General features: G+C 62.7%; 21 protein-coding genes and 1 riboswitch. Of the genes, 12 read left to right on the plus strand and 9 right to left on the minus strand.

Annotated features, from left to right (window positions below; genetic code table 11):
• Nucleotides 1-17: 17 nt before the first annotated feature.
• Both ACI3KW_RS15880 and ACI3KW_RS15885 read right to left on the minus strand, forming a co-directional pair.
• Nucleotides 18-716 carry a L,D-transpeptidase gene (locus tag ACI3KW_RS15880; protein WP_404848864.1) on the minus strand — a complete coding sequence of 233 codons (699 nt, stop codon included), beginning with the start codon at nt 714-716 and terminating at the stop codon, nt 18-20.
• 126 nt (nt 717-842) lie between these two features.
• Nucleotides 843-1,508, minus strand: coding sequence for a hypothetical protein (locus tag ACI3KW_RS15885; RefSeq protein ID WP_404848865.1), 666 nt, complete (start codon nt 1,506-1,508; stop codon nt 843-845).
• 212 nt (nt 1,509-1,720) lie between these two features.
• On the opposite strand from ACI3KW_RS15885, the gene ACI3KW_RS15890 reads away from it, so the two are divergent.
• The 6 genes from ACI3KW_RS15890 (at nt 1,721) to ACI3KW_RS15915 (ending at nt 6,912) form a co-directional block, all read left to right on the plus strand.
• Nucleotides 1,721-1,993 carry a hypothetical protein gene (locus tag ACI3KW_RS15890; RefSeq protein WP_404848866.1) on the plus strand — a complete coding sequence of 91 codons (273 nt, stop codon included), beginning with the start codon at nt 1,721-1,723 and terminating at the stop codon, nt 1,991-1,993.
• A 129-nt stretch (nt 1,994-2,122) separates the two neighbouring features.
• Nucleotides 2,123-2,683: a PepSY domain-containing protein gene (locus tag ACI3KW_RS15895; protein WP_404848867.1), complete on the plus strand. Its 561-nt coding sequence runs from the start codon at nt 2,123-2,125 to the stop codon at nt 2,681-2,683.
• Complete coding sequence (locus ACI3KW_RS15900; RefSeq protein WP_404848868.1) at nt 2,680-3,345, plus strand: response regulator transcription factor; 666 nt, start codon at nt 2,680-2,682, stop codon at nt 3,343-3,345. The genes ACI3KW_RS15895 and ACI3KW_RS15900 overlap by 4 nt, the downstream gene beginning before the upstream one ends.
• The gene (locus tag ACI3KW_RS15905; protein WP_404848869.1) at nt 3,342-4,685 is read left to right on the plus strand and encodes a sensor histidine kinase; all 1,344 of its coding nucleotides are present in this window, start codon (nt 3,342-3,344) and stop codon (nt 4,683-4,685) included. Before ACI3KW_RS15900 ends, ACI3KW_RS15905 begins: the two co-directional genes overlap by 4 nt.
• A 204-nt stretch (nt 4,686-4,889) precedes the next feature.
• The gene (locus ACI3KW_RS15910) at nt 4,890-5,333 is read left to right on the plus strand and encodes a DUF1236 domain-containing protein (RefSeq protein WP_404848870.1); all 444 of its coding nucleotides are present in this window, start codon (nt 4,890-4,892) and stop codon (nt 5,331-5,333) included.
• A 73-nt stretch (nt 5,334-5,406) separates the two neighbouring features.
• Nucleotides 5,407-6,912, plus strand: coding sequence for a DUF6600 domain-containing protein (locus ACI3KW_RS15915; RefSeq protein ID WP_404848871.1), 1,506 nt, complete (start codon nt 5,407-5,409; stop codon nt 6,910-6,912).
• Nucleotides 6,913-6,980: 68 nt separating this feature from the next.
• Here ACI3KW_RS15915 and ACI3KW_RS15920 read toward each other — a convergent pair whose 3' ends face one another.
• The 5 genes from ACI3KW_RS15920 to ACI3KW_RS15940 form a co-directional block, all read right to left on the minus strand.
• Nucleotides 6,981-8,144: an HPP family protein gene (locus ACI3KW_RS15920; protein WP_404848872.1), complete on the minus strand. Its 1,164-nt coding sequence runs from the start codon at nt 8,142-8,144 to the stop codon at nt 6,981-6,983.
• A gap of 109 nt (nt 8,145-8,253) precedes the next feature.
• Complete coding sequence (locus ACI3KW_RS15925; RefSeq protein ID WP_404848873.1) at nt 8,254-9,573, minus strand: HlyD family type I secretion periplasmic adaptor subunit; 1,320 nt, start codon at nt 9,571-9,573, stop codon at nt 8,254-8,256.
• Nucleotides 9,570-11,294, minus strand: coding sequence for a type I secretion system permease/ATPase (locus ACI3KW_RS15930; RefSeq protein WP_404848874.1), 1,725 nt, complete (start codon nt 11,292-11,294; stop codon nt 9,570-9,572). Before ACI3KW_RS15930 ends, ACI3KW_RS15925 begins: the two co-directional genes overlap by 4 nt.
• An 18-nt stretch (nt 11,295-11,312) precedes the next feature.
• On the minus strand, nt 11,313-12,575 hold the full coding sequence (locus ACI3KW_RS15935) for an Ig-like domain-containing protein (RefSeq protein WP_404848875.1): 1,263 nt from the start codon (nt 12,573-12,575) through the stop codon (nt 11,313-11,315).
• Between the two features lie 208 nt (nt 12,576-12,783).
• Nucleotides 12,784-13,167, minus strand: a complete 384-nt coding sequence (locus ACI3KW_RS15940; RefSeq protein ID WP_404848876.1) for a pyrimidine dimer DNA glycosylase/endonuclease V — start codon at nt 13,165-13,167, stop codon at nt 12,784-12,786.
• Nucleotides 13,168-13,295: 128 nt separating this feature from the next.
• On the opposite strand from ACI3KW_RS15940, the gene ACI3KW_RS15945 reads away from it, so the two are divergent.
• The 5 genes from ACI3KW_RS15945 to ACI3KW_RS15965 all read left to right on the plus strand — a co-directional run bounded on the left by ACI3KW_RS15945 (nt 13,296) and on the right by ACI3KW_RS15965 (nt 17,568).
• Complete coding sequence (locus ACI3KW_RS15945) at nt 13,296-13,805, plus strand: lipocalin family protein (RefSeq protein WP_404848877.1); 510 nt, start codon at nt 13,296-13,298, stop codon at nt 13,803-13,805.
• Nucleotides 13,806-13,859: 54 nt separating this feature from the next.
• A riboswitch (cobalamin riboswitch) is annotated at nt 13,860-14,068 on the plus strand.
• A gap of 143 nt (nt 14,069-14,211) precedes the next feature.
• Nucleotides 14,212-15,222 carry an ABC transporter substrate-binding protein gene (locus tag ACI3KW_RS15950; RefSeq protein ID WP_404848878.1) on the plus strand — a complete coding sequence of 337 codons (1,011 nt, stop codon included), beginning with the start codon at nt 14,212-14,214 and terminating at the stop codon, nt 15,220-15,222.
• 44 nt (nt 15,223-15,266) lie between these two features.
• The gene (locus tag ACI3KW_RS15955; RefSeq protein WP_404848913.1) at nt 15,267-16,259 is read left to right on the plus strand and encodes a FecCD family ABC transporter permease; all 993 of its coding nucleotides are present in this window, start codon (nt 15,267-15,269) and stop codon (nt 16,257-16,259) included.
• A 205-nt stretch (nt 16,260-16,464) separates the two neighbouring features.
• Nucleotides 16,465-16,713, plus strand: coding sequence for a hypothetical protein (locus tag ACI3KW_RS15960; RefSeq protein WP_113120175.1), 249 nt, complete (start codon nt 16,465-16,467; stop codon nt 16,711-16,713).
• Between the two features lie 249 nt (nt 16,714-16,962).
• The gene (locus tag ACI3KW_RS15965; protein WP_404848879.1) at nt 16,963-17,568 is read left to right on the plus strand and encodes a hypothetical protein; all 606 of its coding nucleotides are present in this window, start codon (nt 16,963-16,965) and stop codon (nt 17,566-17,568) included.
• A gap of 41 nt (nt 17,569-17,609) precedes the next feature.
• Here the strand turns inward: ACI3KW_RS15965 and ACI3KW_RS15970 are convergent, their stop codons facing one another.
• On the minus strand, nt 17,610-18,551 hold the full coding sequence (locus ACI3KW_RS15970; protein ID WP_404848880.1) for a substrate-binding domain-containing protein: 942 nt from the start codon (nt 18,549-18,551) through the stop codon (nt 17,610-17,612).
• Between the two features lie 116 nt (nt 18,552-18,667).
• Here ACI3KW_RS15970 and ACI3KW_RS15975 point away from each other — a divergent pair, with 116 nt between their 5' ends.
• The gene (locus ACI3KW_RS15975; protein WP_404848881.1) at nt 18,668-20,122 is read left to right on the plus strand and encodes an FGGY-family carbohydrate kinase; all 1,455 of its coding nucleotides are present in this window, start codon (nt 18,668-18,670) and stop codon (nt 20,120-20,122) included.
• A gap of 63 nt (nt 20,123-20,185) precedes the next feature.
• Here the strand turns inward: ACI3KW_RS15975 and ACI3KW_RS15980 are convergent, their stop codons facing one another.
• The gene (locus tag ACI3KW_RS15980) at nt 20,186-21,802 is read right to left on the minus strand and encodes a GMC family oxidoreductase (protein WP_404848882.1); all 1,617 of its coding nucleotides are present in this window, start codon (nt 21,800-21,802) and stop codon (nt 20,186-20,188) included.
• Between the last annotated feature and the right edge of the window lie 52 nt (nt 21,803-21,854).

The following is a 21,854-nucleotide window of genomic DNA, read 5'->3' on the forward strand; positions in this document are numbered from 1 at the left end:
CGTCGAAACTGCGATTGCTAGGCCGGCAGGACCACCACCTTCGTGTTGACTGGCGTCTTGTCGTAGAGATCGAGCATGTCCTGGGTGAGCAGGCCAACGCAGCCGCTGGAAACGCCTTTGCCGATCGTTTCAGGCATGATCGTGCTGTAGATGGTGTAAAGCGTGTAGGCGCCATTCTGGTAAAGATAAAGCGTGCGCGCGCCGAGTGGATTGTTCAGGCCCGGCGGCATGCCGCCAGCATAGGGGGCAGCCTCGGGCTGGCGCAGGATCATTTCCTTGGGCGGCGTCCAGATCGGCCATTCGGCCTTGCGGCCGATATAGGCGTCACCGCTCCACAAAAACCCCGCGCGACCGACATTGGCGCCATAGCGGGTGGCATAGCCATCGCCTTCGATGCGGTAAACATAGTAGTGGCGGGGATCGATGATGATCGTGCCCACAGCCTCGGCTGAATCGTAACGCACTTTTCGGCGCAGGTATTTCGGATTGATCTTGCTGATATTTACTGCGGGAACGGGGAAGCGTTCATTGGGAAGCGGCCCATAGACCCGCTCAGCCTCCGCCATGCTCATGCCACCTGACGTGGCGCAGCCAGCAAGTCCAATCGAGCCAAGAGCAACCGCAGAGCCAAGCAGAAACGACCGGCGGTTCATCAGACCGGACCGAGTTACTGCGTCGATCGCACCCGCGCCGACGACATCATCGCCTATGATCATAACCTAGAATCCCCCACGGCCCTCCCGCCGGGCTGAGATTGATCCCACAGGGTTCAATTGGCAAGCGCGCCGTTCGATGCCGTTGAGGCAATTCGCTACACTCAAGCCAAAGAACATCCCTCAGGCCTACGGCCCGGCGAGACCGGCGCGTTCCCAAGCCGGTTTCCGGGGTATTTCGGGCAGGTGCGGCCGGGATCGAATTGCGGTCGGCGCCAGGCCGAGCGACATCAATCGCTTTTGTATCGTCACCGAAAATACCGGCCAGACCGCAAGCTTTTCCCGTTCGCTGAGATGCGCAAACTCCCCTTTGTGGGCTGCGCTGCGGATTTGAACCTCAAAGATGCGAGGATCGACGTCCAGCCGCGAACGCGACAGGGCCAGCAGGAGGGTGGCGGCTCGCCCAGGCGATAGCTGTACGTTTCGATCAAAATAAACTGCGACCTCTTGCAGGGCCGGATCATCGGTGCGCGCAAGAAGGTTGCGCAGCACCTCGCGGCAGGTGCGGTGCGTCAGGCGTACGGCAAGCCCGCTGAGATGGTCGCGCCATTGCTGGACACTGAGGGCACGGCTGTCCTGTTCCATCCGGAGCGGCGTTCGTTCAATACAGGTCTGGCAAATATGGCAGCTGCCGTCGACCTTGGCATGACGCACTTCAAAGCTAAGGCGCTGGTCTTGTTTGTCACACCAGGCGCAGTCGCCGTCGAACCTGCTGTGGTCATGCACGTCGCCAGTGAACACCCATTGCTCAGCATCGCTGGGTCGGTGACGTTGCTGGTTGCCAATGTGATGCATTCAAAGTCCTTGGGTCCGCTGCAGAGTGCGGGCAGGTTACGCGATAGCGGGTGAGAGGGGCGTGATGTGCATTGTCAGCGTCCTGTAAGGAGCCGCGTTGGCCGCTTGCTGACAAACAGCTGACGGGCGCCCTCAGCGGCATCCCATGTGCCATGCCGTAAGCTGGTCACAGCGGCCGGTTCGCGGTCGCCATCACCTTTACGGAGCCAGCAATGAAAACCTCATCGAAAAAGTCCATGTTTTTGGGCCTTGGCCTCGCACTCCTCGCGGGCGGGGCAATTGCGCATGCGGATGAAACTGCGTCCGGAAAGAGCTACGTGCTCAAGGATGGTACGGTTCACGACACGCCGGGCGAGATGTTTCAGCATCTGCGCACGCGCGATAATGGCCTGGCGGCCGGCAACCCCAAGGACATCGTGAATGCCTATCCGGATGAGTTCGAAAATGTGGGTGACCTGATCCAGCAGAAGCGTGAAGCCGAATAGCTGAACCCACCAATAGGCGCCGACAGGCGGCCATGACCACTGAAAGGCGAGTGCCATCGGGCGCTCGCCTTTTCTAGTATTGGGGTCAATGTCAGCGCTTTGTAAGCTCGGCTGCGCTATAGATACTGGATGAAAATCAAGGTTCTCACCGCCACATTTTTAATGATGCTTGCCATCACGGCGCCAGTGCTTGCTCAAGGCCAGGGAAATGGCAATGGCAATGGTAGCTCCGGCCAGTCGGAGGGCGGCAATAACGGGAATGGCAATGGCAACAACGGCAATGGCATTGGTGGGAACGGCAATGGCGGCAATGATGGCCCGGCGGATACGCCCGGCGGGAACCGCAGTCGTGAAGATGGCGGCTCCGATGCAAATCCCGGAAAAGGCAACAATGGCGCCAACCACGACAATGGCGCGAACGGCCCCCCTTCAAAGGGTTCCTCGCCGCCGGCCGAACCGGTTATAATACCGGAAGACGAACTGTTGCCGATGGTCGAAGCGGGCGAGGCAGTCTCCCTGGTCTCGCTGCTGCCGGACATAAAGACCCGGACCGGTGGCCAGATCATCGACGCGCAACTGGTTCGCGCTGAACGCTCGTTGGTCTATGTCGTCAAGGTGTTGACGCCAGCGGGGCGAGTGGGGACTGAATATTACAATGCCCGCTCCGGCTCACATATCGAGGTGCCATGACGCGGATTCTCGTTATTGAGGATGATGATCGAATTGCGGAGACATTGTCCGCCGGTCTTGGTCGTTCCGGCTTTCTGGTGGAGCGCGAAAGCGATGGCGAGGCGGGCTGGTATCGCGGCGATACCGAAGAATTCGACGCCATCGTGCTGGATCTCGGTCTGCCCCAGATCGATGGTCTGACGGTCCTCAAGCGCTGGCGTCAGGCCGGCCGCATGACCCCGATACTGATCTTGACGGCGCGTGTGCAATGGGAAGAGCGCGTGGAAGGCATCGAAGCTGGTGCCGATGATTATGTGACCAAGCCCTTCCATGTCATGGAGATTGCCGCCCGTTTGCGGGCCCTGGTACGACGCGTCAATGGCCATGCGACATCGGTGATTTCCTTTGGGTCTTACCAGCTCAACCTGCGCACCTTGTCGGTAACCAGCGATGGTTTGCCGATCGATCTGTCGCCGCAGGAATTCAAGCTGGTGTCCTATCTCGTGCAGAATCGTGGACGTGTCCTGTCGCAGCTGCAGATCACCGAACACATCTACAACCAGGATTTCGAGCGCGATTCCAACGTCGTAGAAGTGCTGGTCGCCAGGGTCCGCAAGCGTCTGGCCGCCGATGTGATCAAAACGCGGCGGGGCTTCGGCTATACGCTCGGTGACGGATATTGAGCGTTTATTCGCTGCGGCTGCGGCTGATGTCGCTGGCCGTGGTTTGGGTCATTGTTTCGCTCGTCGCGGCCGCGTTGGTGCTGCAATACCTATTCACGACCAATGTCGAGCGCAGCGCCCGGGAAGAAATGACGGCGACTATTGCCAGGCTGGCGGCCCTGATCATCCCCGAAGCAAATCCGCCTGCCATTCGTTCGCCTTTGGCGGATCCGCGCTACGACACACCCTTTGGCGGTCGCTATTGGCAGATCGAGGCAATCGATACCCAAACCGTCACGCGTTCGCGCTCGATGTGGGATGAGGGTATCGATGTTCCTGACAATTACGAAGGCGTGTTCCATCATTCCATGCCGAATGATCGCCATTTGATCCTGCTGACGCGCCGATTGCAGGTCGATGGTCCAGCAGGCCCCCGCACCTATCTGGTCACGGTCGGACAGGATCACGACCCCATCTATCGAGCGACGCAGGCCTTTGCCCGCGACACCACCCGCTTGCTGATATTGCTGGGTGGAGCGATCCTGGCCGCCGCCTATTTGCTGCTACTGCTTGGGCTGGGCCCGATTTCCCGCATGCGTCAGTCCATTGAGGCCGTACATCGCGGCGATGCTCCGCGCCTCGAAGGTCGATTTCCCAGCGAAATCGAGCCGCTGGTGGATGAACTCAATCGCCTGCTGGCAGTGCGGGCGGTGATGACCGACCGGGCGCGGGCGCGGGCTGCCGATCTTGCCCATGGCCTCAAGACACCGCTGGCTGCCTTGCACGGCATCGCCGATCGGCTGCGGGAGAGCGGCAATACACATGAAGCAGATTTGCTGCAGGACCTGTCCTACGAAATGTCTGAGCGCGTCGATTACCAGCTCAAACTGTCGGTACTCCGCCCCCGGACGGGCACCGACAATGCCAGTTCGTCCCTGAACACCGCAGTGCTGCGTACTTTAGCGGTTCTTAAAAAGACCGGGCGCGGCGAGACCCTGCATTGGGTTGCTGAATTGGGGACCGATTACCTGGTCGATATCCACCGGCAGGACCTGATGGAACTGGTCGGCGTGCTTATGGAAAATGCCGCCAAATGGGCTTCGAGCCGCGTCGTCGTTCAAAGCCGGCTCGCCGACAACCGCGCAATTCTGAACATAAGCGATGACGGGCCGGGAATTGCCGATCACCATTCCGCCCGGCTGGGCGAGCGTGGCCACCGGCTCGACGAAAGCCTGCCGGGCACCGGCCTGGGATTGGCGATCGCCCGGGAAATCCTGGCACTCAATAACGGGGAAATAAGCTTCACGCGAGCCGATATCGGCGGCCTCAGCGTCAGCGTCAGCCTGCCCCTGGCGCGTTAATCTGGCAAATGCCAGTTTGGATCACGAAGGGTCGAAAGTATTTCGTACTACATTTCTTCGAGATGACTAGTTGTATGCTGAAGTTTTGCTTACATCCGTTGTAATCATTATGTAATTTATCTTTAAAGTACTTCAATTTTTGGAACCTGCCGCCGGAACTTTCATTCTCCTTGCTGCCCTTTGCAATTCATGAGGAGAATGAAAATGAAGAACCTGCTTCTTGCATCAGTGGCCATAATTGCGCTTGGCGCTGGCCCAGCCCTTGCTCAGGATACTAATGATAACGCCGATACCGGTGCGGCTGTTGGCGGAGTTGCCGGCGGCACGACCGGCGCGGTTGTTGGGGGCCTGGTCTTTGGCCCGCTTGGGGCGGCAATTGGCGGCTTTACCGGCGCCGCCCTTGGCGCCTCGGCCGGCGTGCAGGAATCGTCGGTGGAATATGCCCGGCTCAACCCCACCGAACCTGTGGTGATTGAAGGCGACATCGATGTGGGCTTTGCCGTGCCTGACACGGTCGAAGTCCATGTCATCGAGAACGATCCGGCCTACGGCTATTTCTACACCCAGGACCGGCTCTATTTCGTCGATCTGAGCAACCGCACTGTCGTCTACTCGCCCGGTACCGTTGTTGCCGTCGAGGCCGATTGAGCCGTTTCGCATTGGGCTGCCCACCAGGGCGGCCCTTTTGTTGTCGGGGGGCAATCCGTGGAGGAAAATCATCATGAAGTCCAAGCTACTTGCCAGTTTCGCCCTTACCAGCGTTCTGCTGTCGACGTCGGCGCTTTCCCCGATCGGTCCGCTGGGCGTCCAGCCGGTCCAGGCGCAATCTGTAAGCGTCAACTTCGATCTGTTTTTCACTCAATTGGAGCCGCATGGCGTTTGGGTGCGCCACCCGCAATATCGCTACGTCTTCTGCCCGACCGGCGTTGACAGCAGCTGGCGCCCCTACACACGAGGCCGTTGGCTCTATCTGGAGGATCGCGGCTGGTACTTTGCGTCAGACGAACCGTTTGCCTGGGCGACGTATCACTATGGCCGCTGGCTCGATGACGACAATCTGGGATGGTGCTGGGTACCCGGCACGAAATGGGCTCCCGCCTGGGTCAGCTGGCGCCAGAGCGACAACATCGTGGGATGGGCGCCCCTGCCTCCAGAAGGCGAAGGATATGCCGTTTCCGTGGAAGTTACGCGTGACGAATTGCCAGAGGGCTATTGGGTTTACGTGCCCACTGAGCGTTTCGTCGAGCCGCAATTATCGGCCAGTATCGTTCTTGGCTCCGACCAGCCCGACTATTATGCCCAGACGCAATTTCTCGGGCCGGTGGTTGTCGAAGGCGACGTCGTCACTAACAACGTGATCGAGGTCAACTATATCGAGCAGCACATCAATCAGCAGGTCACCGTCTATAACGCCGAAGAGGTAAGCGACCCCGCAGCCGCGTCCGTGGCGGTCGAAGGTCAAACCGTTCAGGTTTTCGATCAAGACGTGGCTGAACCCACCGAAGAAGCGGCACCCGCTGAGGCGGTCGATGAAGCAGAAGCACCAGAGGTCATTGGGACCGAAGGGGGCAGTGTTGACGCCGAAGGCGGGACCGATGCCCAAGCCGCGCCACCTGCAGCTGAAGGAACGCCGGAAACCGATGCCGAGACGGCGCCAGATTCCGTCACTCCAGATGCGGCGCCAACGGACGAAGCTTCGCCGCCTGCAGCAGAACCTGCGCCGGCCGAGAAGGACCCCGCTGCGGCCGATCCCGCGGCTCCCACCACCGAAGAGCCCGCGCCGGCCAACCAGCCAGCCACCACCGAAGAGCCGGCAAGCGCCGACGATCCTGCTGCGGCCGAACCGCCATGCCCACCGGAAACCATGGTGGATGGCGCTTGCCCGCCGGAAGCCGCCCCCAAGGCCACCGATACTGAAGCGGTTGAACCGGCGGCACCGGCAGCCGAACCCGCCGAAGCCGCGCCTGCCGCACCGGCAGCCGAGCCCGAGGCACAGGGGGCCGAACCTGTAGCGCCAGAAGCTGTGCCTGAGGGCGTCGAAACGGCACCGGCCGAAGGCGCTGCTGACAATGCTGAGGAACCGGCCGAACCGGTTGCGCCGGCCGATGTCGCTCCCGCCACACCTCCGAACCCGGAGGCAGAAATGCCGTGTCCGCCGGAAACCATGGTGGATGGCGCCTGCCCGCCGGCGGGCGGCGAACCCACTGAATCGCAACCCGTGCAATAAAGGCTATAAGCACTGCGAGGGACGCCCAGGCGCCCCTCGCTACCCGGACGCGAACTGGCTGTCTGCGACTAGTTCGCGTTGTCGAGCGATACGGCGAACATTGCCGCCATGACATCGGATTGGGTGACCATGCCGACCAAGCGCCCATCTTCATCCACGACCGGCAGATGATGCAGGCCGGCATCGGCCATGAAGGGCACGATCTGCGCGATGTGGGTATCGGGCCGGGCCGCTTTGACTGGAGCACTCATGATGTCCTCCACCTTGCCCTTGAGCCGGCGATCGGAATTGCTGATCGAGCGCAGCCGCCAGCCCAGGCCTGAACCGGTGGCGGACATGCCCCAATCGGCCTTGTCGAGCAGGTCGGTCTGGGTGAGAATGCCGATCACCTTGCTGTCGAGATCCACGACAGGCAGCGCCTTGATGTGATGCTCCCGCAGGTGCCGCAAGGCCTCGCGCAGGCTGGTCTTGGGGCCGACCGATTGCACGTCCCGGCTCATGATATCGGCGCAGGCAACGCCGCCGGAGCGCCGGTCATAGGCGCGGATTTCGGCGCGATGCAGAATGTCCTCAAGATCATCGGTGGCCACTGGCAGCACCAAATCGTACTGGGCCAGAACGGCGCTGATATCGGCCTGCGTTACCCCAAGCCGCCCGGTGGGCAGCGGATCGGCTGTTCGGTGCGGATGGGCCGGCACGGGCGCCAGATGCGGATATCGCCGCCCGGTCAGGTTGTTGAACAGCAAAGCTGCCAGCAGCAGGAGCACCGAATTGGCCAGCACCGGCCACACTACGAAGCCAAAGCCCGCCGCCTGAATTGCGGGCCCGCCCAACACGGCCGTCAAGGCCACCGCGCCACTGGGCGGATGCAGGCACCGCAGCGCCATCATGGCCGAGATAGCAAGGGCAACCGCTATGCCCGCGGCCAACATCGGATTGCCGATATAGCGCGCGCAGGTCACCCCGATCAGCGCGGCAATGGTATTGCCGCCGATGATCGACCACGGCTGGGCCAATGGGCTCGTGGGCGCGGCAAACAGCAATACCGCGGACGCCCCCATTGGCGCTATCAGCAGCGGAATGTCGGAAGAGCTGCCGAGCGCCAGGCCGGCAATCAACCCGGTAACGACGATGCCGATCAGCGCCCCGATGGAGGCGCGCAGTCGCTCGCCCAGGCTGACGGGCGCAAGGCCGGGCACGAACCGCTTGATGAAGGGGATGACGCTGGACATTGGGTGGGGATGTAGCAGTGGCGCTGCGCCGCGCCAACTGCCTGCATTGGGTGCCTGTTCTCTCAAAAGCAGTGCCGCAGGAATTTCCTTCCACGCGCACCGATTGCCCCTAATCCTCCTTGAGGGCGCGGTTCAGCTGTTCTTCGACGGGATGGAGAATGTAGGACAGCACGGTCCGCTCGCCAGTCTGGACAAAGGATTCCACCGGCATGCCGGGAATCAGCACGACGCCCTTAGGCAAACGCGCCAGCTCCTCGTCGGGAATGGCGATCCTGGCCGCATAATATTGCTGGCCCGTCGCGGGGTCCTGGGTGGCATCGGGCGCCACCCGTGCCACATTGGCGAACAATTCCGGCGTGGTGCGCGGATTCAACCCGGAAAAGCGGAGCACGGCCTGCTGCCCGACGGCGACCTTGTCGATATCCACCGGCTCGATCCGGACATTGACCATCAGCGGCTCATCCGAGGGCACGACGAGCATGAGCGTTTCGCCAGCGGCCGCCACTCCGCCCACCGTGTGGAGGATGGATTCGTGCACCACGCCGGTTTGTGGGGCGCGGATTTCGGTGCGGGTCAGCCGGTCGCGGTCGGCTATGCGGCGCTGGCCGGCCTCGGCGATCACCCGCCGCGCCTCCTGCAGTTCGGCCAAGGCGCTGGTCAGATATTCGTCCTCGATCTGTTCGATCTGCAGGGCCCGCTCGGCGGCCACCGCGTGCGATTCGGCGAGGGATGCCACGACACGCCCCAACTCGCCCTGGGCATTGGCCAGCTCCTTGTCGAGACTGGTGCCGCGGCTGGCCGCGATCAGGCGCTTGTCATAGAGATCGTCGAAATCGACGATTTCCTGCTCGATCACTGCGACCCGGCGCTCAATGGCCTGCTTCTGCAGATCGAGCCCTTCCCGTTGGCGTTCGAGCTGGATGATCTGTTCGCGCAATTGGGCAATGCGTCCCGCTTTGGTCGCTTGCCGCGCCACCAGCACTTGCTGTTCGAGTGCCACCAGCGATTGCAATTGTGTCATATCGAACAGGTCGAGCACCGCGCCGGATAGGGTCACCGTATTGCGGCCTTCGATCTCGGCGATCAGCCGGGCCTCCTTGGCATAAGCCTCGCGCAACTGGGCTTCCGAGATTGCGAGGGCCGCAGCAATTGCGGTTTGATCCAGCGTCGCCAATACCTGGCCCTGCACCACGCGATCTTCGTCGCGCACCAGCAATTGGGTAACGATACCGCCCTCGGGATGCTGCACGCGCTTGGCGCTGTCCTGGACCACCAGCATGCCGGGCGCGATGATAGCGCCGGAAATCTCGGTCATTGCAGACCAGGCGACCAGCCCACCGAACAGACCCAGCACGGCAAACAGCCCGACCCAGCCATGGCGCTTGAGACTGGTGAGATCGCTGGCGGTGGGGACGGCTTCGATGGTCATGCGCCAGGCGCCTTGATGGGGCGGACATTGGTGCCGGGCTGGGTGATTTGCTGCAGGATTTCGGCCTTCGGCCCATAGGCCATTTGCCGCCCGGCGCGCATGTAAAGTACCTTGTCGACGGCAGCGATGGCGCTGGGTCGGTGGGCGATGACGATGACGATCGAGCCGCGCTCGCGTGCCTTGTGAATGGCGTCAGTCAGCGCCGCGTCGCCCTCGGCGTCGAGATTGGAATTGGGCTCGTCGAGGATGATGAGGAAGGGATTGCCATAGAGTGCGCGGGCCAGTCCGATGCGCTGGCGCTGTCCTGCCGACAGCAAGTCGCCTTGTTCCCCGACCTGACTATTATAGCCATCGGGCAGGGCGCTGATCAGGTCGTGCACGCCGGCGGTCTTGGCCGCGGCAATGATCGCTTCGCTGGATGCATTGACGCGGAAACGGGCAATATTGTCGGCGACGGTGCCATCGAAGAGCTCGACCCGTTGCGGCAGATAGCCGATCATCGAGCCGATCTGGTCGGTCGTGTAATGCGCCAGCAGGGCGCCATCAAAGCGGATATCGCCGGCGAGGCTGGGCCAAACGCCCACCAAAGCCCGCGCCAGCGATGACTTGCCGGAACCCGAGGGACCCAGGATCGCCAGTCCATCGCCGGCAGCGATATCGAATTGCATGCCGGAAATGACCGGCATGCGCTGCCCCTGCGGCGCCGAAGCCAGTCCCTTCACACTCAGCGCCTGCGTCGGCAGTGGCAATCTTACGTCGCGCGGAGCGGCCTGCCTGACCGCAAGAACTTTCCGAATCCGCGCCCAGGCCTGGCGGGCACCGACAAAGCTGCGCCATTGCCCGACGATCTGCTCGACCGGCGCCAGCGCCCGGGCCGTGACGACCGAGGCGGCGATCATCAGCCCGGCTGTCATTTCGCCACGGATGACGAGATAGGCGCCCAGGGCGAGCACCAGGGACTGCAGCAGAAAGCGCAAGCCCTTGGTCGCGGCAGAAAAGAAAGCGGCTTGATCGCTGCCCGTGCGCAGCGCGGCGATCATCCGACCGGTCTGGGCCGCCCAGCGGGCGCGCAGATCGTCGAGCATGCCCATGGCGATGACGGTTTCGGCATTGACGCGGATGTTCTCGGCCTGCCGCTGCCGCAGCAATTGAGCGGCACTGGCCTGCTGGGTCGGCTGTCGCGCCATGGCTTCGTTGATGATCATGAGCGCCGTGATGACGAGGCACCCCGCGACCGCCAGCCAGCCCAGCCAATAATGGAACAGGAAGACGACCGCGAGATAGACGGGCACCCAGGGCAGATCCAGCAACGCTAGCGGCGCCGAGCTGGCGAGGAACTGGCGCAGCAGGTCGCCGTCGCGCAGCGGATCGGCGGTTTTGGGAGCGTCGGCGATGAGCCGGAAGTGAACGGCCGCTGCAAACAGCCGCCCGGAAAACCGGGCATCGAGCACATTGGCAAAGCGGGTCGCCATGCGGCTGCGCAGCGCATCGAGAAAGCCGTAAAAGGCAAAGAGCCCGCAGACCAATCCTGTCAGCACCAATAGCGTGGGCACCGAGCGGCTGGCCAATACCCGGTCATAGACCTGCAGCATGAAGAGCGGCCCGGTCAGCATCAGCAGGTTGGACACAAAGCTGATGGCGCCCAGCGCCATTATGGGCCCGCTCAGCGACAGAGCCGGGCCGCCGGGTCCGGCTGGTTGTTGCACTAGCGATGGTTGCATCAGCTTCTCCGGCGACGCCTAGAAGAAGTGATAGTCGCCTTGCCCGATCTGGGCCGTGCCGTCCGCCATCTGCACCATGATCAGCCCGCCGCCATCCGGATTGTCGGGATCGTTCACCCGGTAGATCTGCAGCGTCTGATCGTCGCTCGCATAGTGGTCGAAGGTCAGCGTCGCATCATCGCCGAAGCCGAAGAGGCTGATGAAATCCTGCTCGCCCGGGCCGGAATGACCCGCGCCATGGAAATCGATGATGTGGTCGAGCCGGCCATTGTGGTCCGCCGGGTCAGCGAAATCACCCGGATTGAAGATGAAGGTGTCGTTGTCGGCGCCGCCCTGCATGCGGTCGACGCCCGTTCCGCCGGTGAGCTTGTCCCGGCCGCGTTCGCCGTGCAGCAGATCGTCGCCCGCGCCGCCATTGAGGGAATCGTCAAAGCGGCTGCCAAACAGATCGTCATTGCCGCCCTTGGAGGCGACAAGGACCGGATGGTCGCTGTTGAAATAGCGCAGGATGTCGACGCCATCGCCCAGGGCGATATATTCGGGACCAGCCATGGATCCTCCAATGGTGATTGTGACCGTCGCCAGATTGCTGTTGCCCTGGCCGTCGGTCGCCATGATCGTGAACGTGTCGGTGCCGACAAACCCGGATGCCGGGAAATAGTCGAACAGGTTGCCGTCAAGAAAAGCCGAGTGATAGTGGACGCTGCCCAGGAATTCGCTTTCCGGGAAGGGATAGTGATTGCCGTCATAGCGTCGATCGAGCTCGATCGTGCCGTGATCGGGGCCATCGACGACGGTGAAGCTCAGCAAGTCATAGTCGACATCACTGGCTACGAATTCGATGTCGTTGAGAGATTGGCCGGGCGCCAGAACCAGGTTCAGATCGGAGACGACCGGCGCGGTGTTGACGAAGCTGTCAGGCAGCTGCACACCGTCTTGAACCCTGATCTGGTGGTAGCCGTATTGGGTATTCTCGCCACCGAAATACATGGTGGCGCCCTTGTAGGTCACCACGAAATCGTCGGGAGTGTCGGCCATGACGGAGACAACTTCCAGCGATTGGCTCGCCCCTTCGGCGTGAACGGTGCGAAGGAAATTGCCCTCATTGTCAAAGATATAGGTGTCGAGATTGGAGAAGATTCCGTATTTGCCATCATGGGTGAAGCCGGTGATGGCAAAGAAGCCGTCGAAGACATCGACCGACTCGACCGTTACCCAGCCGAAGAAATAATCCGGCAAGGCTCCGATAGGGTCGGAAACATTGCCTTCAGTATCGGTCAAAGTGAAGGAGTAAGCGACGTGCGGCTCGCCTCCCTCCAAGATAGTCAGTTCACTACCATTACTTAGGATGGGCATCATGTTCCTCGAACGCTTTACAGTGGGGAGGACGGCATGGGCACGTTTTATTAAGTCGAGGCTAGCAGGCCGCCGGACGGCTTCCAAGCTGCGCCGCAGGCAGGTGAGGGGCGCTTCCGGCGCATGGCTCGTGCTAGATTTCCCGCTGCAAGCGATCCGCGATCCGGACCCGGTTGGCCGCGATGGCTGCCGCAGTCGGCTGCCAGTCCTGGCACCACGCGGCGGGGAAGCCTTCCAGCAGGCGATCGGTGTCGGTGAAGCTTGGCCGGTAGCCGCGGGCCTGCATTTCAGCCACGAGCGCGGCCTGTCTTTTGGCAAGGTAGCCTAGGCGGCTGTAAAAGAACCGCACATGACCGGCGCCCAACCGATATTCGACGGGATTGCGCGGGTCATCGGGCTGCTCGCCGCGATCGATTGCCGCGCGGACCAGCGCAAATATCCGGGGCAATTCCCGATATTCGGCGACCAGATGTGGCCCGGTCAATTCAGCTGGGGGAATGCAGTTGATGCGTGTCACGGCAGGCCCTTGGGCTGAGGCAGAGCAGCTTTGCCATAGAGTGGGCCGGCCCGACCCGTCAACTGGCACCGCCGCACAGGAACCTTTGCAATCGGCATGGCGTTGGCTCCCGCTCCGGAGACCTGAATATGACCGACGTGACCGCCATACCCCGCCTGGACCTGAAGCGCTATCTGGGCCGATGGTATGAGATTTGCCGCCTGCCGCTCAAATGGGAAGACGAGACGGCCACTGATATCACTGCCAATTACACACTGAACGACAAAGGCAATGTCGGCGTCGATAACCGCTGCTTTGACGAAGATGGCAAACCGGCCCGCGCATTGGGCGAAGCCTTTGCAGTGGATGACACCAATGCCCGTCTGAAGGTGAGCTTTCTGCCCCCGGTTGTCCGGTGGCTGCCCTTTGGCAGGGGTGATTATTGGGTGCTCAAGATCGATCCCGATTACGCCGTTTCCCTGGTCGGCTCACCCAGCAGAAAATATCTGTGGGTGCTGGCCCGGCGGCCATTCGTCGCCCGCGAAACGCTCGACGAATATCTGGCCGAAGCCCGCCGCCAGGGCTTTGATTTGACCGGGCTTATTACCCCGCGCCACACCGGTCGCGTAGTGAGCGACGACATGGTCGAAGGCAAATGAGCTGAACGGTCAGCATCGGCCACCGGCAGGACTTGCGGCCACATTAGCCGGCGTATATGAGAGCCATGTCACGGTTCCGCCAATTGAGCGCGGATCAAAAGGGAACACGGTGCGGATTACCCATCAGGGGCCAAAACCGAGGCTGCCCTCGCAACTGTAAGCGGCGAGTTTGCTGTTCATTACCACTGGCCTTTTGGCCGGGAAGGGAACAGCAAGCATCCGAGCCGCGAGCCAGGAGACCTGCCGCGACACCGACCAGCATGCCGGACGAGGTGTTTCGGCGGGGTTCGAGCCAGCTTGGCTGGCTTGTCGTGCGCGTTCTCGTCCGTAACAGGACCGCTCACACCCTCGCATCTATGCCTATCGGCCTGCCGTTCGGTTGTCCCGAACTGCATCACGAGAGGTTATGATGCGTCTTCCTGCTATCGTCACCGGCACCTTGCTTGCCGGCGTGGCCTGCATGCCTGCAACAGCGGCCACACGCTACCCGCTCATTCTTGAAAATTGCGGCGCCACCATCACCATTGCGGCCGCGCCGCAACGCGCGGTCGGCATCGGCCAGAACAGTTCCGAAATCATGTTGCTGCTGGGATTGGCCGACCGCATGGTCGGCACAGCAGTGTGGGTTTCCCCCGTGCTGGAGGAATTGGCTAAGGCCAATGCCGGCGTGCCGCGCCTGGCCGATAATCAGCCCAGCTTTGAAAGCGTCGTCGGGACCAATCCCGATTTCGTTGCGGCGCAATTCCTGTCGGCCCTGGGGCCGGAGGGCCGCGTCGGCACCCGCGAGCAATTCGCCGATCTGGGCGTGCCCAGCTATGTCTCGCCCACCGATTGCGACACGACCGATAATATTTCCGCCGATGGCTCGCGGGCCAATTTGTGGACGCCAGAATTGTTGTATCGCGAGATCGAAGAACTGGCCGCGATCTTTGATGTTTCCGCGCGTGGCGAAACGCTGGTCGCCGATTTCCGGGCACGCGAGCAGGCGGTGCGGGATCGGCTGGCCGGCCGCTCCGATGATATTTCGATCCTATTCTGGTTTTCGAGCGCGGAGATTGCCGGCGATGCCTGGGTGGCGGGCAAGAACGGCGCTCCAGGCTACATCACCGACGTGTTGGGCGCCCGCAATGTCATCGAGACCGAAGCCGAATGGCCGCTGGTCAGCTGGGAAGCAATCGCCACCGCCGACCCGGCCGCGATCGTCATCGGCACGATGGATCGGCGCACGCAGGCGGCGGACGATCCAGCGGTCAAGCGCGAATTCTTGCACACGGACCCGGTCGCCAGCGCATTGTCGGCGGTGCAAGCCGGCCATATCGTCGAAATGGACGCGCAGGCAATGAACCCGACACTGCGCACCATTGGCGGGCTCGAAAAGCTTGCCACGGCGCTGGAAGGCTTCGGTCTCCTCGATTGAGCACAATTGCAGGTCTGCGCCCGGCCTTCCGGCCGGGTGTTCTTATCGTCATCGCCACCGGCCTTCTGCTGCCCGTGGCGATTGCATTGGGGGTGGGCATTGGTGAAATGCCCATCAGCCTTGAAACGACCGTGCAGGCGGTGACCAATCGCCTGGGCTGGACGCGGCACGAGCTCAGCCGCATCCAGGAAAGCGTGATCTGGGACTATCGGCTGAGCCGCTCGCTCGCCGCCGCCTGTTGCGGCGCGGGCCTGGCGCTTTGTGGTGCCATATTACAATCGCTGCTGCGCAATCCGCTGGCCGAACCCTATGTGCTGGGGATTTCGGCCGGCGCCTCGACCGGGGCGGTTTGCGTCATGCTGCTGGGGCTGGGTGCCGGGGCGGTGACGCTGTCGGCGGGTGCCTTTGCCGGAGCGCTCGCCGCCTTCCTGTTCGTGGTCATGCTCGCCTCCGGCGCACGTGGCGGCACCGAGCGCACCATTCTGGCCGGGGTGGCAGCGTCGCAGCTGTTCAATGCGCTGACGGCCTATATCGTGGCCACATCGGCCAATGCCGAACAGGCCCGCAGCGTGATGTTCTGGTTATTGGGCAGCTTTGCCGGCGTGCGCTGGTCCGATGTCTCGCTGGTGGCCATCGTGGTTGTTGGCGGGCTTGGCATCTGCCTGCGCTATGCACGCTCGCTCGATGCCTTTGCCTTCGGCGAAGATGCCGCGGCTTCCCTTGGCGTGCCGGTGCGCTGGGTGCGGCTGGTATTGTTCGCCGTGACGGCACTGATGACAGCCACTATGGTGTCCATGGTCGGCTCTATCGGTTTTGTGGGTCTCGTGATCCCACACGCCGCCCGCTTCCTGGTCGGGCCAGGCCATATACGGCTGCTGCCGGCTTGCGCGGTGATCGGGGCCAGCTTCATGGTCTTGGCCGATATCGTCTCCCGTATCATCCTGCCGCAACAGGTTCTGCCGATTGGGGTGGTTACGGCCTTGGTCGGGGTGCCGTTCTTCGCGGTCATCCTCTATCGCGGCGGGCGTCGCGGATGAGGCCGGAAGTGCCGCGGCGCCTTGAAATCCGGGCGTTGAAGGGCCATATTCAAGCTATACGCGGGCTGCTTGCCCATGCCGGCATCGTCGATCGCCCGGCCATATCCAGATTTGCGAACGGTTTGCCCCGGCCGCTTCATCGCGGCTGGGGCTGTTGCTTGCGGTGCCATGGCATCTGCTGAACCTAATCCAGAAGGAATGAACCATGTCCGGTTTTGACTATTCCGCCGCTGCCGAACTCTATCCAAGCAAGGGCCGCAATGAATCTCCCAAGGCGCGCTACCGCCGCTTCGCGACCGCCGCAGAGGCAGTGCAATACGCTGTCGAGGAGATGCCGCAGGCCTTGCTGCGGGGCTCGTTTCTTGAGGTTGATGAGCAGCGCTTCGATGGCGCGCAAATTCTTGATCTCTACAGCGCCGAAACCTACCCGCTGGTGCGCGCCGCTGCGGACTGAGCCCAAATAATGGGAACGGGCCCCCATCTTATGGGTTGATCCATAGAGGCCGGCGCGCGTCAACCGGACATGGTGGTATAGGGAACGGGCTGGTTTTTCCGGTTTCCCAGTCCGGTCAACGCAATGGCAGCCGAGCTCTTGTCCCATCCGCGCCGCGCCTCATCCGCATTCCTGTTCCACGGTGATTGTTGCCTGCGATGGCTTTGACGCAGTAAGTGCGTATAGGCCAACGCGCCGGAGAGTCGCGCCGTGAATTTACTCCGAGAGTTGAGCATGGGGGAGATCGTGTCGCGCATTGCGGCAGTGCTCCTCTATGCGGCGATCCAGGGCTTCGCCCTGGCCGGTTTCGCGCGCCTGCTGGGTGACAAACGACCGCAATATGAGGGTCGTCTGACCGCCAATCCCTTTACCCATATCTCGGTATGGGGCACCGTGATAGCAGCGCTGTTCGCCATGAGCTGGGTGCGGGTGGTGCGGTTCGACCCGGCGCAGAACCGGCTGGGACGCTGGGGGCTGCTGCTGGTCGCCGTCTTGGCGCTAGCTGTGGTCGTGGCACTGGTGCCATTGATCGACCTGCTGCGGCCGCTGGCCTTGCTTCTTCCTCGAACCGGCGGCTATGCAGTGCTCTATGTGGCGGGGCAATTGCAGATATTGGCCATGGCCTCGGTGGCGCTCAATCTGCTGCCCATCCCCGGATTGATCGGCGGGGTGCTCTGGCAGGTCATCTGGCCGGGCGAGGAGCGGCGCCTGCTGCGGCTCGAGCCCTTTGGGCTGGCCCTGGTGATCATCGCAATCGTGGCCGGCTGGTTGCCCAACCTGGCCAATATGCTGCTGCCGCTGATACAGCTTCGCTAGGAAGCCGCCTCTCCGCAAGGGAGAGGCGCCCGATTGGCGGACTACTCGGCCGCGTTCACCGCAGTGATGAGCTTGGTGGGCACGTAAGTGACGCGCTGCTTGAGCTCTTCACCGGCAAGAACCCGCGTAACAGCATCAGCCGTGGCCGCGCCGATGCCGGCGAAGTCCTGGGCAACGCTGGCTTCGAAATTGCCACCGGCGGCAATGGCTTCGCGGGCCTGCGGATTGGCGTCGATGCCGGTAATGACGATGCCTTCGCCGTCACGGCCGGCGGCTTCGATGGCTTGCAGGGCGCCCAGCGCGGGCTGGTCCCAGGCGGCCCAGACGGCTTTGATGCTGCCCGGCTCGGGATTGGCGGCGAGGATGGCTTCCATCTTGGCACGGCTGTCGGCAATGCCGCCGTCGGAGACGTCAGGGGTGACGCGGTCGAGCACCTTGATATCGGGGAAATTGCCGAAGACGGCATCGGCCACTACGCCGCGCACCTGGACGGGCGGGAAGGCTTCGAAGATGAACATCACCACATTGCCTTCCCCGCCAATACGGTCGGCCACATAAGTTGCCGTTTCGGCGGCCATGGCATAGCCATTGGAGGTGACATTGGTGGCCAGCAGCGGATCGCTGCCGGCATCCATGCCGATGACCGGAATGCCGGCATCGGCAGCGGCCTGCAGGCCCGCGGCGACCTGGCTGGGATCGACATTGATGACGATGGCATCGACATTCTGGGTGACCATGTCTTCGATGCGGCTGATCACGGCGGCGACGTCGCCGGCGGTGTCGATGACATTGACATCCCAATCCTTGTCCTTGGCGGCGGCCTGGAAGGACTCGACATAGAATTGGGTGCCGGGCTGGGCCAGATAGGGCGTGATGATGGCGATCTTGGACTGGGCCATGGCGCCGCTCGCGCCCAGAGTGGCAGCGAGCAGGCTCGCGCCAGCCAGCAGGCTGCGGGTGAAATGAATGGTCTTGAAAGTCATATGAGTGTTCCCCTGGATGCGAATGCCATCGGGTACGTCGCCGCGATGGTTCCCTTTCGCCGGCAGGCACCATATGGGAGAGGCTTGAGGGCGGCTAGGTAATTTGGGGACGTGACGTGGCGAAAATCACGCTGATCGGCTTGGATGTGGGCACGACGGCCACCAAGGCGGTGCTGATCGACGAGGCGGGGGAGCGATTGGCGGCGTTTGCGCATCCGCATGCGACCAGCCGGCCGCAGGAAGGCCATGCCGAGCAGGACCCGCGCGATTGGATGGCCGGCGTGCTGGGGGCGCTGGATGCTTTTTCGCAGGGGCATGATCTGAGCGGGCTCAAAGCGATCGGCATTTGCAGCCAGGTCAATAGCCATGTGTTTGTGGATGAGGCGGGCACGCCCCTGCTGCCGGCGATTATCTGGCAGGATGGGCGCTCGGCGCCCGATGCCGCGGCCCTGGATGGGCAGGTGAATGCGGACCAGAAAATCGGCTGGTTTGGCACGCCGATGCCGATTGATGCGAGCCATGCGCTGTCGCGGATGGCGCATTTGCGGCGAATGCATCCGGACATTTATGCCCGTACGCGGCATGTGCTGGCGCCCAAGGATTTTTGTATTTTGCAGCTCACCGGGGCGGTGGTCAGCGACCCGATCGCGGCGGTGGGATTGGTGGATGCCGGCGGCGATTATGTCGCCGAACTGCTGGCGCTGGTGCCGCGGGCGGGCGAGCTGTTGCCGCCGCTGGCGAGCTTTACCACGGTGGCCGGTGTGGTGCGGGCGGGGCTGCCTTGTGCGGGCGTGCCGGTCGTTGTCGGGGCGATGGATGCCTGGGGCGGCATGTTTGGGGTGGGCGTGGTGGCCAATGGGGACGCCATGTATCAGAGCGGCACGAGCGATGTGCCGGGGATTGTGTCGAGCACGATTGTGCCCACGCCGGGGGTGATCCTGTTTCCGCCCTATGAGGGGGTGGTGATGCATGCCGCGCCCACCCAATCGGGCGGGGCGGCGCTGGGGTGGATCGCCGGCGTGCTGGGGCGAACGCCGGCCGAGGCGGCGGCCTTGGGCGCGAGCGCTGTGCCGGGACGGTCGATGCCGCTGTTTTTGCCGCATTTGCAGGGGGAGCGGGCGCCGCTGTGGGACAGCGCCTCGCGCGGGGTATTTGCGCGGCTCGATCCGGGCTCAGGGGCGGCGGAAATGGCGCGGGCGGTGATGGAGGGTGTGGCTTATGCCGGGCGCTGGGCGTTCGAGGCACTGTATAAATCAGCCGCGGTGGACCCGGCGGTGATCAATATTGGGGGCGGCGGATCGCTATCCGATGGCTGGTGCCAGATCAGGGCGGATGTGTTGGGCAAGCCCTTGCGGCGGTGTGTGGCGCCGGAATCGGCGGCTTTGGGGGCGGCGATTTTGGCGGGGCAGGCGAGCGGGATTGGCGGGACGCTCGTGGAGGCAGTGCGGCAACTGGTGCGGTATGACCGGGTATTCGAGCCGAATGGCGCGACGGCGGGGTACCACGCCGACCGCTTCGGCCACTATCAGGCGCTGTATGCGGATTTGCGGGTTTTTAACACGCGGTTTTAGTTCGCACGCCGAGCCAACCTTCTCCCCTCGTGGGAGAAGGTGCCCGAAGGGCGGATGAGGGGGTTACCGCCCCGTCCCAATCATCTCTGCGGCTTTCGAGCCGATCGCCATTGCCGGGGCATTGGTATTCCCCGAAACGATGGCAGGCATGATCGAGCAGTCGATAACGCGCAGACCATCTACGCCGCGCAGGCGCAGGTGCTCGTCGACGACGGCCATGGGGTCACTGTCGGGGCCCATGCGGGCGGTGCCGACGGGGTGGTAATTAGTTTTGACCGTTTGGCCGGCGAAGCGCGCTAGGTCTTCCTCGGCGGTGACAGACGGCCCCGGCAGGATTTCTTCGGCAATCTTGGACTTGAAGGGCTCGGTGGCGAGCAATTGGCGGGCGACGGCGAGGGAGGCTAGCGTCAGGCGCAGATCGTCGGTGTGGCCGAAGAAATTGCAATCGACCAGCGGCTGATCCCCGGGATTGGCCGAGCGCAACTTGACGCTGCCGCGCGCCTTGGGGCGGAGCAGGCAGGAGGTGAAGGTGACGCCATAGGTCGGCTTGGCGGAGGAGACGTCACGGTCCAGATAGACGATAGGAGCGCAATAGAGCTGGATCGTGGGGCGGTCTCCGCCATCGGGATCGTAGAACAGGCACGCTTCGATGCCGGTGGTGGTGACGGGGCCCGAATTGAATAGCAGATATTGCAGCCCATTGCGGATCATGGGCCAGCCCTTGTCCTGGCCGAAATAGCCGGACTTGGCTTTGGTGGTGGCGATGATGGGGACTTCGTGATGGTCCTGCAGATTGGCGCCAACGCCGGGCAGGTCGGCAGCGACGGCAATGCCATGTTCGCGCAGGTGATCGGCGGGGCCTAGCCCCGAGAGCATGAGCAGCTTGGCGGTGTTGTAAGTGCCGGCGCCGATCAGCACTTCGCGGTCGGCGTGGACATTGTGGGTCGTGCCGTCCTTGGAATAGGCAAGGCCGATGGCGCGGTTGTTGTCGATGATGATGCGGTCGACGCGGGCGCCGGTGATGATGGTCAGGCGGCCATCTTTGCGCAGTGGATCGAGGAAGGCTTTTTTGGCGTCGGAGCGGGCCTTGTGGCGATTCCAGAGGCCATAGGTGTGCTGCATGATGCCAACGCCGTTCTGCCGGACGCCGTTGAAATCGGGATTATAGGCATGGCCCAGGCCCTGGGCGGCGAGCAGGAAATCTTCGGTTGTGTCGCAAATCTGGCCGGGCTCGGAGACGCGCAGATTGCCGGCAATGCCGTGATAGACATTGTTGAAGCGGGTATTGGCTTCGATGTTTTTGAAATGGGGCAGCAGGTCGGTATAGGACCAGGCGCCACTATTGCCCAGACCCGCCGCCCAGCCGTCATAATCCTCGCGCTGGCCGCGCATATAGACCATGGCATTGACCGCGCTGCCGCCGCCGAGGGCCTTGGCGACGGGCACGATGGGGCCGCGGCCACCCAATTGGGGCTGGGGGACGGTGTGGTGCATTTCGAGGAAGTCCTCGCGCGCCAGATATTTCATATAGCCGGCGGGGAAATCCATGAGGCGGGCGGTCTTGGCGGGGCCGCGCTCGATGATGAGCACGGAGCAGCCGAAATCACGGACGAGGCGCATGGCCGCGACCGAAGCGGCCGAGCCGCCGCCGGCAATGATGAAATCGTAGCTGGACGCCAAGGCGTGTCCCCTCCGCCGGATTGTTCCCGCGCTTTTGGACCGCACTATTGCA

The organism is Devosia sp. ZW T5_3, assembly GCF_044987315.1.
Classification (GTDB): domain Bacteria; phylum Pseudomonadota; class Alphaproteobacteria; order Rhizobiales; family Devosiaceae; genus Devosia.